Consider the following 11,862-nt stretch of genomic DNA (forward strand, 5'->3'; position numbering starts at 1 on the left):
GCAGCCGGCACCCCACGGGCCCGCGGCGGCTCGGGCCGCGCCCCGCGTCCCGGGCCGGCGACTCTCTGCCCGCCGCCGACCCGCGGCCCGGGCCGGAGCCGACGGCCATTTCGCGCTGAGGACCTATGCGATGCACTCGCATAGGTCCTCAGCGCGTCATCGTGTGCGCCGGCCGACGGGCCCGCAGGACAAGCCGACGGCACCGCGGGACAGGCCGACGGGACCGCAGGGCAGGCCGGCGGGACCGCAGGGCAGGCCGGCGGGACCGCAGGACGGGGTCGTCCCTCACCGTCCGCACGGCCCCGGCCGCGGGCTCAGGCGCTGAGCAGCAGGGCCTCGCCCTGGCCGCCGCCTCCGCAGAGGCTCACCCCGGCCCGGCCGCCGCCGCGGCGGGCCAGCTCGAGCGCCGCCGTCAGGGCCAGGCGTGCACCGGAGGCACCGATGGGGTGACCGAGGGCGATCGCGCCGCCGTGGATGTTGGTCCGCTCCAGTGGAAACTCCAGATCGGTGAGCGACTGGGCCACCACGGCGCCGAAGGCCTCGTTGATCTCGATCAGGTCCAGGTCCCCCGCCTGCCAGCCGGCCCGCTGCAGCGCCGCCTGCAGAGCGGCGGAGGGCTGGGAGTGCAGGGAGGAGTCCCGCGGACCAGCCACCTGACCGGGCGCTCCGATCGCGGCGAGGATCGTGAGGCCGTGCTCCTCGGCATAGGCGCGGGAGGTGATCACGAGGGCGGCGGCGCCGTCGGAGAGCGGCGAGGAGTTGCCGGCGGTGATGGTGCCGTCCGTCGCGAAGGCGGGGCGCAGGCGAGCCAGGGTCTCGGCGGTGGTGTCCGGGCGGACCCCTTCGTCGCGGTCAACGAGCAGGGCCTCCCCCGTGCGCCGAGGGATCTCGATCGGCGCGATCTCCTCGGCGTGGATCCCGGCCTCGGTCGCGGCGGCGGCGCGCTGGTGGGAGGCGGCGGCGACCTCGTCCTGGGCGCGGCGATCGATCCCGAGCTCGGTGTTGCCGCGTTCGGTGAGGTCACCCATGGATTCCTGGCTGAGGGCGTCGGTGAGTCCGTCGTGCGCGACGGAGTCGAGCAGGGTCGCGGGCCCGTACTTGGTGCCGGTGCGGGAGCCGGGCAGCAGGTGCGGGCCGTTGCTCATCGACTCCTGCCCGCCGGCGATCACGGCGGTTGCCTCCCCTGTGCGGATCAGGCGAGCGGCATCGATCACCGCGGTGAGTCCCGAGAGGCACACCTTGTTCAGCGTCACGGCCGGGACGTCCCAGCCCAGACCCGCGGCGAGAGCGGACTGCCGGGCCGGGTTCTGCCCCTGACCGGCCTGGACCACCTGCCCCATGATCACGGTGTCGATCGCGGCGGCATCGACGCCGGAGCGGGACAGGGCGTGACGGATCGCGTGGGCGCCGAGGTCCACGGCGCTCAGCGACGCCTGCTGCGAGAGCAGGCGCGTGAAGGGAGTGCGAGCCCCGGCCACGATCACGGGCTCGACGGCGGGCGGGACAGCGGCGGCGCTGGCAGAGCTGGCAGTATTGACCGGGCCGACGGTGCTGGCGGCGCGGTCAGAGCTGGCAGTGCTGGCCGGGCTGGTGGTGCTGGCGGAACGTGCGGTGCTGGACATGGGGCGCTCCTTGTCGAGGATCGATCCGGTGGGGCCATCATCCTCTTCCGCCCCGTGCCTGGGGCGGGATCCCGAGCGTCAGCGGGGAATGCGCTCGAGGGTCACTGCCGGCCACTCCAGTCCTGCGAGCTCGCGGAGCTGCTCCTCGGGGAGGTGAGGGTCGGCGACGAGCACGTGCAGCTGCTCCACCTCGGCGGCGACCGCCACCCGGCGGGCGAGCACGGGCAGGTCGTGCCAGCCCGTGAGCGCGGCCATCGTGAGGCGGGCCCGCAGGTCGGGTGCGGCCGACGGGCCACCGCGCTCATCCTCGAGGCTCGCCACCAGGCGCAGCTCGGCGGTGTCGCCGTGCGGGTCCAGGAGCTCCCCCAGGTAGCGGACCCGCAGCGAAGCAGCACCCTCCCTCCCCAGCAGCGCGTAGTCGCGCGGGTCGACGGCATGGCAGGTCAGCGGCTCGGGTGCGCCCTGTGGATGGCGGGAGGTGACCACCTCCGCAGCATCGTCCGGGCTCTCTGCGCTCTGCGCGGCGGGCAGCTCCCCGACGCGTCGCCGTCCGGAGCCGTCGATCGCGACGACGTGGGTGAAGCTCGCCGGATGCAGCGCCGGGTCCACCCGCTGGTTCTCCGAGGTATACCGGGCTGCGGGGTCCGTGCCGGTCGAGAGCAGCTGGCGGAAGCGGGTGCGGCCCAGCCGGCCCTCGAGGTAGACGTTCGCGGTCCCGGGCACGGAATCGTCCGCCAGCTGCACACGGTGCGTGAGCAGCGCGCCGTGACGGGTGGTGGTCAGCTCGGTGCACACCAGCGGCGGCCCTGGTGACGCTGTCTCGCCGGGCGCGTCCTGCGCGTTCGCTCCGTCGGCCGCACTGTCGCCCGCCCCGCTGGCGAAGCCGCGCAGCAAGGAGAGCACGGTGGGCAGCGATCGCTTGGCGACGTCGGCGTGGGCGCCGCCGATGCGGTGCTTGGTCAGACCCTCCGCATCGCCGGCGTATTCGATGAGCGAGGCGTTGCTGGACTCGTCGGAGTCCGAGTAGAAGTAGTCGATGCGCCGCCCTCCGGCGAGGTAGCGCCGCAGCAGCGCGCCGGGCTGCTCGATCTCCCACAGGGCCCGGTCGCGGAACAGTCCGCCGCGCAGCACGGGCTTGGCGCAGTAGTAGGGCAGGTCCATCTGCGGGGCGACCAGCACCAGGTGAGCCCCGGGCAGATCGTGGGCGGTCATCGCCGCGATCGAGGCGCCCTTGGAGGCGCCGAACAGCAGCACGTCCTCCTCGGCGATCCCGTAGCGCTGCCGCAGAGCGGTGACCGCGGCGGTGAGTCGGCCGACGAGGGGGCGGCCGGCGTCGTCGCGGACCATGTACGTCCCGGCCACGGCGTAGCGGTCCTGGACGCAGACCATCAGGGTGTCGGCGAGGTCCTCCTCGGTGAGGGCCTTGAGGTAGCTGACTGCGTAGGAGACGCGTGAGTTCGCGGGCGGGAAGCCGGGGAAGGTGACCAGCAGTCGCGAGGGGTTCGTGGTGTTGCCGCGCACCGAGCTGAACAGTCCGTCGCGGCGCCGCACCCCGTACTTGCGGTCGTAGGCGTCCTGCTCCGGTGTGGTGAAGGGGAGGGGGCTGAGGTCCAGACGGTACGGAGCGGGGAGGTCGATGGTGACGTCCGTGGGGTCCGACGAGGAGACGACGATGTTCCGGATCTCCAGCGCCGCTCCTGCGGGCGGAGCCTCGATCCGGGCGCCGTAGACGACCTCTCCGTGCTCGATCAGGTGCACGTCGGCGCCGTCGTGCGCCGCCGGGTTCTCGAGGGTGAGCTGGGCGTAGCGGTGACCGGGCGGCAGCGGGTCTACGGCGAGACGACGCAGGCGGGCGCCATGACCGTGCGTCTCGAGCGCGTCGCGCACGGCCGTTCTGCTCTCGAGCTCACGGGCGAGTGCTCGAGCGGGCGGGCTGACGGCGAGCCTGCGGAGCACTCCCCGCACACGGGTGCGCACGCTGGTGCGCGCGCTGGTGGGCACGTGTGTGCGCGGAACGGCGCTCCGGCGACGCCCGCCGGAACCTGGCGCTGCTGCGGTCATGGCGGATCGTCCTCGCTCGGGTGGTCAGTGCCCCGAGAGATCGGTGCTTCGGGTGCCCGGAAGACTAACCCCCGCCCGCGAGGATCTCCCATTCCCCACCGATGCTCCCCGCCGATGTGCGTCGTCATCGCTCGTCGCCGCCGCTCCCCCGCCGACGCTCGCTGCTGATGCCCCCGCCGAGGCCGCGGGCGAGTACGCGGACGAGCCCGTCGGCGTCGGGCCCCTCCCCTACGCTGGCCGCATGACGTCCCCGCACTCCGCTCCCGCCGCCCACGATGACGCCGACGGAGACATTCGGCGGATGGACCTGGTGATGGAGGGCGGCGGCGTGAAGGGCATCGCCCTGGCCGGCGCGCTCGAGGTGCTCGAAGAACGGGGCTACACGGTCAACCGGGTGGCGGGGTCCTCGGCCGGGTCGATCGCCGGCGCGCTCGCGACCGCTGGAATCCCCGCCACGACGATCGTGCAGATCCTGCGGGAGACGGACTACCGGCTCTTCGAGGACGGGCCGTGGTGGACGCGGTGGATGCTGGGCAAGGGGATCGCGATCCTGCTGCACAACGGGATCCATCGCGGCACGTTCCTCAAGAACTGGCTCGAGCAGCAGCTGGCCGAGCATGGGGCACCGGATCGCACCGGCACCTTCGCAGACCTGCTCCACCGGGATCCCGATCCGGAGCTTCAGCCCGACGGCGCTCGCGGCTTCCGCCTGGTGGTCACCGCCTCGGATCTCACCTCGGGCCGGCTGCGGCACCTGCCCACCGATGCGGACTCCTTCGGCACCACGCCCGAGCAGCTGCGGGTGGTGGACACGGTGCGGGCCTCGACCTCGATCCCGGGGTTCTTCCGCCCGGTGCGGTGGAAGAACGCGCAGGGGAGGCCGGCGGTGCTGGTCGACGGCGGGCTGCTGTCGAACTTCCCGGTCTCGGTGTTCGACCGCCCCGAGGGCGAGGTGCCGCGCTGGCCCACCTTCGGCATCAAGCTCTCCGCCAAGCCCGAGGCGGATTTCGGGGTGCGCAACCGGATCCGTGGTCCGCTGAGCTTCGGGAAGGCGGTGGTGGACACGGTCACCGGCTTCTACGACCGGATGCACATCGACGCCTCCGACTCGGTGGCGCGCACGATCTTCATCGACACCGCCGCGGTCAAGCCCACCCAGTTCGACCTCACCGACGAGGATCGGGAGCTGCTGTATCGCAAGGGGCGCAAGGCCGCGACAGCGTTCCTGGACGGCGACCACGAGCAGGAGCCGTGGGACTTCGAGGCCTACAAGGCACGGTTCCGGGCGAGCTGAGCGCGGACGGGCCGGGTCAGTGCGCCGTCGCCCCGGCGGCACGGGCGGGGAACGGGAAGGCCACGCCGGTCAGCTCCTCGGAGAGGGACCACAGGCGTCGGGCCGTCTCGACGTCGGAGGCACGGCGCGAGCGACCCACCGGGCCGGAGTCCCGCTGGGCCCGCAGCCGACCGCGCGGACCGATGTAGCTGTTGCCGGGGAGGTCGCCGACGGCGGCATGGAGGGTGGGCAGCGCGCCGCCGACGTCGTCCTGGGCGAACATACGCAGCGCCACGCGTTCCGTGAAGACGCTGAACCACCGCAGGTCCGTGGTGCGCAGCAGATCGGTCGTCGCAAGCCCCGGATGGGCGGACATCGAGAGCACCTCGGACCCGGCGGCGGCGAGGCGGCGCTGCAGCTCCCCGGCGAACAGGAGGTTCGCCAGCTTGGATTGCCCGTAGGCGCCGAACGGCCGATAGGGGCGATGCTCCCAGTGGGGGTCCTCGAGGTCGATGCGACCTGCGCGGTGGGCATGGGAGGAGACGGTCACGACCCGTCCCCGCAGGCGCGGGAGCAGGAGGTTGGTGAGCGCGAAGTGGCCGAGGTGGTTGGTGCCGAACTGCAGCTCGAAGCCGTCCGCGGTGTGGCCCAGAGGGGGCACCATCAGGCCGGCGTTGTTCACGAGCAGGTCCACGGGCTCCTGGACGCCCGCGGCGAAGGAGCGGACCGAGGTGAGGTCGGCGAGATCGAGGCGTCGCACCTCGACGTCCCCGGTCATGGTGGCGGCGGCCCGCTGCCCCTTGTCGGTGCTGCGCACGGCCAGCAGGACGCGCGCTCCCTGCGCGGCCAGTGCGCGGGCCGTGACGCGGCCGAGGCCCGTGTTGGCGCCGGTGACGATGGCGGTGGTGCCGGTGAGATCGGGGACGCTCTGCAGAGTGAATGTGGCCATGGCACACAATGTAGACACCGCCTACTGTGTTGTCAACGCCTACATGGGTAGGCTGAGATCATGTCCGGGACTCACGCAGGGACGCCGGCTGAGAAGGTCGAGCGTCCCTATCACCACGGCAACCTCCGTGACGAGCTGCTCAACGCCGCCGAGGCCACCCTGCGTGAGCGAGGCCAGGAGGACCTCTCCCTGCGCGAGCTCGCGCGGCAGATCGGGGTGAGCCATGGGGCGCCGCGCCGGCACTTCGCAGACCGACAGGCGCTGCTGGACGCCCTGGCGATCACCGGCTTCGGCCGCCTGCACCAGGCGCTGCGGGCAGCGCTCGAGGAGGCCGACGCAGGCTTCCCCTCGCGTCTGCGCGTCATGGCGAGCAGCTACGTGCGCTTCGCGACCGACAACGCCGCCCTGCTGGAGCTGATGTTCACGACCAAGCACCGCGAGAGCGCGGTGGAGGTGCGCGAGGCGGCGATCCCCGCCTTCGGCCTGCTGCACGAGGTGATGGTGCAGGGGCAGGGTTCCGGGGAGGTGGCACCGGGGGACGTCGAGCAGGTGAGCATCGTGCTGTTCGCGACGATGCAGGGAATCGCCACGCTGATCAACGGCGACATGGTCGACATCGCTCGGATCGATGAGCTCACCGACCAGGCGACGGAGCAGTTCCTGCGGGGCAACCGCGCCGGCTCGACGGCCATCGCTCCCGCACCCCCCGGAGACGGTGGAGCCCCCGACGGAAGAGACGCATGACGCGCCTCCTGCTCACTCTGGCCGGGCCCGCCGTCGCCGCAGGCGCTGTGCTCATCATCCTGGCCGTCCAGCTCGATCAGGGCCTCGGGACGGTCTACTTCCTCGGCGTGGCCCTGCTGCTGATCGGCCTGCTGGGGCAGCTGCTGCGCGGCCTGCGCCAGAAGCCGCGCGAGGAGCGCACGACGATTCCGGTCGCGGCACCGGTGCGCGGGCGCTGGCGCGGGCTGAACTCCCCCGCCTCGAAGGTCCCCTCGCACACGCACTCGCTCGCGCAGACCTACGCGCTGGACATCACGTACGAGCCGGTCGGGGCCGCCCCGCGCGCGCTGGACCCGTGGTCGCGGCCGATGCGTCGCCCCACGGACTTCCCCTCCTTCGGGCAGCCCGTGCTCGCACCGTTCGACGGGGTCGTGCTCGCCGCGCGCGGCACCGCCCGCGACCACCTCACCCGGCTCTCCCCGCTGGGGCTCGGGTACCTGATCCTCGAGGGCTTCGTGCGCAGCCTGGGCCTGCCCCGGCACCTGCTGGGCAACCATGTGCTGCTGCGCGCGACAGGCCCCGTCGCGGCCGACGGGAGCGCGGCAGAGGGAAGCTCGGCCGAGGGCGGGGCCGTGCATGGCGACGGCGACGTGGTGGCCGTGCTCGCGCATCTGCGGCGCGGCTCGCTCCGGGTGTCGCCGGGCGACCAGGTCTCCGCGGGGGACCTGCTGGCGGAGTGCGGCAACTCGGGCAACTCCTCGGACCCGCACGTCCACTTCCAGCTGATGGACGGGCCCGACATCGTCACCGCCCGCGGCCTGCCCTTCACCTGGCACTACCGGGACGAGGACGGGCAGGCCGTGACCGGGGTGCCGGCGAACGAGGAGCTGTTCACGGCGTCGTGAGGAGCAGCTCCCTCACCCCTTCCGACCCAGGGCGACCGGGAACTCCATCACGCGCAGCCGGGCCGTGCCGTAGGGCACCAGGTCGATGTCGTGGACGGGACCGTGGTCCATGACGGGGCTCGGCGAAGGCGGCGCCGCAGAGGCCCCGTCGCGCCGCCAGTGCGGGACCTCGCAGCCGACGGCCCGCAGCACCGTCGCACTGCCCAGGGCGAAGGGCGCCTCGGGCACCTCGCCGCGCCGCACCGTCCAGTCGGGGGCGTCCTCGATCTCGGCGAGCGCCCAGTTCCAGGAGGTGCGCGGGCGGATCTCCCACTCGCCGAGCCCGGGGGCATCCGGCACCTGCTGCCAGGTCTCGCCGGGGCTCGCGACCATCACCAGCGGCCCCAGGTGCACGGCCGCGGCCTGGCGTTCGCGGCGCACGATCCGTGCCCGCATCGGCAGGGTCAGAGCGAGGGAGGTGGTGCCGGACCAGTCCCTCTCGAGCTCGAGATGCCCGTCGCCGCGGTCGTGCACCTCGATCTCCTCACCGTCGAGGGTGAGGGAGGGCTGCTCGCACCACTGCGGCAGGCGCAGCCGCAGCGGGAAGCGGGCGGGACTCTCCGCGTGCACGGTCAGGCGCACGGTGTCCTCGAAGGGGTAGTCGGTCTCGACCTCGATCCGCACCGCGATCGGGTCCGGCGCGACTGCCGTGGCCGCGCCCTCCGTGACGGCCTCGTCCTCCGTGGCGGCCTCGTCCTCCGTGGCGGCCTCGTTCTCCGTGGCGGCCGCGAGACGCCCGCCGGGGACCGTCGTGTCCACGACGGCGGGGGCGTAGGCGACCGCGCGCAGTCCCCCGTCGGCGTCCCGCGCCCACAGCGACGCGGCGAACTTGGGCCAGCCCTGGTGGAGATTCGCCGTGCAGCAGCCGAAATGCGGTGCGAGGCCGAACACGTTCGCGCCGTCGCTCGAGCAGGACCAGTTCCGGTGGGCGACCGAGGCTTCGAGCTGGGTGCCCTGCTGGTGGTACTGGTGGGCGAGCATCCGGGGATCGGAGGAGGCCGGCAGCAGGTTCAGCGCGAGCGACTCGAGCCGGTCCCCCTGCAGCCCGTCGCCGAAGAGCCGCGCCAGCACCTCCTGGGTGTGCATCATCTCGACCACCAGGCAGGTCTCGATGCCCGCGACGGCCTCTCGCCCGCCCAGCCATTCGTCGGCCGCGAACCATCCGTTCGCCTGGCCGTGCCAGCTCTCGAGCGCCGCGAAGGACGCCTCGGTGACCTCGCGGTGGTGGTCCGGCCCGCCGTGGCGCGAGGTTCCGGCGTGGGCAGTCCCGGCGGAGGGGGGAGCGGCGGAGGAGCCTTCGGCGGAGGACCCTTCGGCCCGCGCCGAGCCCGTGGGCGCGGCGTCTCGGAGCAGGGAGGCGACGGCGCTGGTCTTCAGCCCCATGGCGACGTTCACACCGTGGGTGCGGTGCTCGAACACGCGGGCGGGGCCGGTGACCAGCTCGGTGGTGAGGTACTCAGCCCAGTCGAAGGTCTGCTCGAGCACCAGCGCGGCGAGGTCTGCGAGCCAGTCCTCCCCCGTGCGCTCGTGCACCCACACGACGGCGAGGGCGAGGTCCGCGCCGCGCACCTGCCCCCAGCCGCTCAGCGGGCGCTGCGGCAGGTGCTCGCTCAGGTGGCCGCACCAGCGCAGCAGGAACGGGGCGACGCGCTGGTCGCCGGTGGCCTCCGCGTGCTGGATCAGCACCTTCGCGGCGACCATGCGCGGCCACCAGTCCTGGTCCCCGGCGGGGCCGAAGGTGCCGGTCTCGTCCTGCGAGGCGAGCATCCACTCGATCCACGGGCTGGCCTGCGCGATCAGCTGCTCGTCGCCGAGCACGTGGGCGAGCGGCACCAGTCCGTCGAGGTAGTAGGGGCCGCGCTCCCAGCTCTCGCCGTCCCCGCCCAGCCAGCCGCTGTCCGGGCCGACGTCCGCCCACACCTCCGGCAGGCGACCGGTGATCCCCTCGGCGTGCAGGCGCAGCTGCCGCTCGAGCCAGCCGCGGGGACGGATCTGGCCCAGCGGGAGCTGCGTCGCGGTCGCGCGGAACGGCCCGGAGCCGCCCTCCCGCGCGCCGGCGTCGCCCTCCCGCGCGCCAGTGTCACTCTTGCGCGGGCCAGCGTCACCCTCCCGCCGGCCAGCGTCGCTCTCCCGTCGGCCAGCGTCACGAACATGGGGGAATGAGGGGCCCATTCGCCCCACTTTGTTGCCCTCGCGCGAGGCGTCGTCACGCTCGCGCGGGCCGGCGTCACGAACATGGGGGAATGAGGGGTCCATTCGCCCCACTTTGTTGCTCTCGGGCAAGGCGCCGCTCGGCTCGGACGGGGCGCCGCTCGGCTCGGGCGAGGCGACGCTCGGCTCGGGCGAGGCGACGCTCGGCTCGGGCAGGGCGTCGCTCGGCTCGGGCAGGGCGTCGCTCGGGGGCGCCGCGTGGGCGCCCGGGGCACGTGAGGCTCCGCCCGCCTCGGACGTCATGCCTGGTCCAGCCCCGTGACCAGGGCCCGGATCACCGCGGCGTCGAGCTTCGGCCGACGGTCCGCGGTGGCCAGGCCGTTGGCCTCCTGGAGGGTGTCGGTGAGCTGGGTGTAGCAGTGCCCGGCCAGCACCGGCGAGGAGTTCAGCGCCGCGAACAGGCCGCCCACCTTCGTCTCGAACTCCTCCGCGGAGGAGACGGTGGCGTAGCCCCAGGTGCCCTCGGCGGCGTAGGCGATGCCGCCGAACTCGGTGACCATCACCGGGGCGTCCGGGTGCAGGTGCTGGGCGGCGTCGTCGACGGGGCGGCGTCGCTGCGGGCCGCGGCCGGCGATGGTGGCCTCGGTGGCGTCCTCGTCGGCGTAATGGGCGGCGAGCTGGTCGGCGTCGGTCGTGTAGTCGTGCAGGGCGAGGATGTCCCCGCCGGTGAGCTCGTAGCCGTCGTTGGAGATCACGGGCCGGGTGGGGTCCAGTGCACGGGTCAGCGCCGTGAGGGCGATGGTGAGGTCCTTCTGCGGGGCGGAGTCGGCGAGGTCCCGCACGCCCCAGGACTCGTTCATCGGCACCCAGGTGACCACGCTGGGGTGCGGGCGGCACTGCTCGATGATCTCGGTCCACTCCGAGGTCAGCGCTGCGGCGGCCCGCGGGCTGAAGGCGTAGGCGTTGGCGGTCTCGCCCCAGATCAGCAGGCCCAGCTTGTCGGCCCAGAACAGGAAGCGGGGGTCCTCGACCTTCTGGTGCAGGCGGGCGGCGGTGAAGCCGAGCTCCTTGATCAGCTCGACCTCCTCCCGGTACGCCTCCAGGGTGGGGGCGGTGAGGTGGGAGGTGGGCCAGTAGCCCTGCTCGAGCACGGAGCGCACGAAGTAGGGCTCACCGTTGAGCAGGAAGTGCCCGCGGTCGATGCCGGTGGTGCGCAGCCCCAGGTAGCTAGCGGCGATATCGCGCACCTCGCCGCCCTCGAGCACCTGCAGGGAGACGTCGACCAGGTGGGGGTGCTCAGGGCTCCACAGCAGGCGGTCGCGGTCCTGGGTGTTGCGCACCGCGGGGACATCGACCACGCCCTGGACGCGGGTGTCGTGCGCGGCGATCTCCACCGTGCCCAGCGCCTCGTCCCCTGCGCTGAGCGCGACGCGCACCGTGGTGCCGGGCGCGGGGCGGCGGGCGAGGCGCAGCGAGACCTCGACGCGAGCCCGCGGCATGTCGAACTCCCAGTGGAAGCCGGCCACATGCTGGTCGGGGACGTGCTCGAGCCACACGCTGCGCCAGATCCCGGTGGAGCGCTCGTACCAGATGCCGTGGGGCTGCTCGCGCCAGTCCTGCTTGCCGCGCGGAAGCTCGGGATCATGCGGGTCGTCGAAGGCGCGCACCACCACGACGTGCTGGTCCCCGTCGTCCAGCAGGTCGGTGAGGTCGCACGTGAAGGCAGTCTGCCCGCCCACGTGGTGGCCCGCGAGCCGGCCGTCCACCCACACGTGCGCCTCGTGGTCCACGGCGCCGAGGTGCAGCAGCACCCGGTGACCGGGGCGCGCGGTCGCGGTGATCTCGCGGCGGTACCAGACCACGGGATGGAAGCCCGGCTCGTGGATCCCGGAGGCCTCTGACTCGGGCACGAAGGGCACGGTGATCGTGCGGTCGAAGACGTCCCGCTCGGCGGCGGCCTCGAGAGCCGGTGCGTACCAGCGCTCGGCCCGGCCGCGGTCCGCATCGTCATGGGCGAAGGACCAGGGCCCGTCCAGGCTCTCCCAGTCCTCGCGCATCAGGGTGGGGCGGGGGTGGGTGCCGTCGTGCTGGGTGGGGCGCAGGGTCATCTCTCACAGCTCCGGTGGTGTGGGGGCGGGC

General features: G+C 73.3%; 8 protein-coding genes. 3 read left to right on the forward strand and 5 right to left on the reverse strand.

All coding sequences use genetic code 11. From position 1 onward, the window contains the following. Window positions 1–314: 314 nt before the first annotated feature. Together VF289_RS07565 and VF289_RS07570 are read right to left on the reverse strand one after the other, a co-directional pair. A complete protein-coding gene (locus tag VF289_RS07565; RefSeq protein WP_330882688.1) occupies window positions 315–1,622 on the reverse strand; it encodes an acetyl-CoA C-acyltransferase in 1,308 nt (435 codons plus the stop codon). 78 nt (window positions 1,623–1,700) lie between these two features. Further along, window positions 1,701–3,623 carry a hypothetical protein gene (locus tag VF289_RS07570; protein ID WP_330882689.1) on the reverse strand — a complete coding sequence of 641 codons (1,923 nt, stop codon included), beginning with the start codon at window positions 3,621–3,623 and terminating at the stop codon, window positions 1,701–1,703. Between the two features lie 301 nt (window positions 3,624–3,924). On the opposite strand from VF289_RS07570, the gene VF289_RS07575 reads away from it, so the two are divergent. Further along, window positions 3,925–4,977: a patatin-like phospholipase family protein gene (locus tag VF289_RS07575; protein ID WP_330882691.1), complete on the forward strand. Its 1,053-nt coding sequence runs from the start codon at window positions 3,925–3,927 to the stop codon at window positions 4,975–4,977. Window positions 4,978–4,993: 16 nt separating this feature from the next. On the opposite strand, the gene VF289_RS07580 is transcribed toward VF289_RS07575, so the two are convergent. Then, on the reverse strand, window positions 4,994–5,905 hold the full coding sequence (locus VF289_RS07580) for an oxidoreductase (protein WP_330882693.1): 912 nt from the start codon (window positions 5,903–5,905) through the stop codon (window positions 4,994–4,996). Between the two features lie 60 nt (window positions 5,906–5,965). Here VF289_RS07580 and VF289_RS07585 point away from each other — a divergent pair, with 60 nt between their 5' ends. Together VF289_RS07585 and VF289_RS07590 are read left to right on the forward strand one after the other, a co-directional pair. Then, window positions 5,966–6,649, forward strand: coding sequence for a TetR/AcrR family transcriptional regulator (locus tag VF289_RS07585; RefSeq protein ID WP_330882694.1), 684 nt, complete (start codon window positions 5,966–5,968; stop codon window positions 6,647–6,649). After that, entirely contained in the window at window positions 6,646–7,533 is an 888-nt protein-coding gene (locus tag VF289_RS07590) for a M23 family metallopeptidase (protein ID WP_330882696.1), read from the forward strand. Before VF289_RS07585 ends, VF289_RS07590 begins: the two co-directional genes overlap by 4 nt. A 12-nt stretch (window positions 7,534–7,545) precedes the next feature. Here the strand turns inward: VF289_RS07590 and VF289_RS07595 are convergent, their stop codons facing one another. Then, window positions 7,546–10,026, reverse strand: a complete 2,481-nt coding sequence (locus tag VF289_RS07595; RefSeq protein ID WP_330882698.1) for a hypothetical protein — start codon at window positions 10,024–10,026, stop codon at window positions 7,546–7,548. Then, on the reverse strand, window positions 10,023–11,831 hold the full coding sequence (locus VF289_RS07600; RefSeq protein WP_330882699.1) for a glycoside hydrolase family 2 protein: 1,809 nt from the start codon (window positions 11,829–11,831) through the stop codon (window positions 10,023–10,025). Before VF289_RS07600 ends, VF289_RS07595 begins: the two co-directional genes overlap by 4 nt. Window positions 11,832–11,862 lie beyond the last annotated feature (31 nt).

Source organism: Brachybacterium sp. (assembly GCF_036379615.1).
In the GTDB taxonomy this organism is placed as follows: domain Bacteria; phylum Actinomycetota; class Actinomycetes; order Actinomycetales; family Dermabacteraceae; genus Brachybacterium.

Coding starts and splice junctions, on each gene's coding strand:
- VF289_RS07595 (WP_330882698.1), bottom strand. CDS start 10,026: ATGACGTCCGAGGCGGGCGGAGCCTCACGTGCCCCGGGCGCCCACGCG.
- VF289_RS07600 (WP_330882699.1), bottom strand. CDS start 11,831: ATGACCCTGCGCCCCACCCAGCACGACGGCACCCACCCCCGCCCCACC.
- VF289_RS07585 (WP_330882694.1), top strand. CDS start 5,966: ATGTCCGGGACTCACGCAGGGACGCCGGCTGAGAAGGTCGAGCGTCCC.
- VF289_RS07575 (WP_330882691.1), top strand. CDS start 3,925: ATGACGTCCCCGCACTCCGCTCCCGCCGCCCACGATGACGCCGACGGA.
- VF289_RS07590 (WP_330882696.1), top strand. CDS start 6,646: ATGACGCGCCTCCTGCTCACTCTGGCCGGGCCCGCCGTCGCCGCAGGC.
- VF289_RS07580 (WP_330882693.1), bottom strand. CDS start 5,905: ATGGCCACATTCACTCTGCAGAGCGTCCCCGATCTCACCGGCACCACC.
- VF289_RS07565 (WP_330882688.1), bottom strand. CDS start 1,622: ATGTCCAGCACCGCACGTTCCGCCAGCACCACCAGCCCGGCCAGCACT.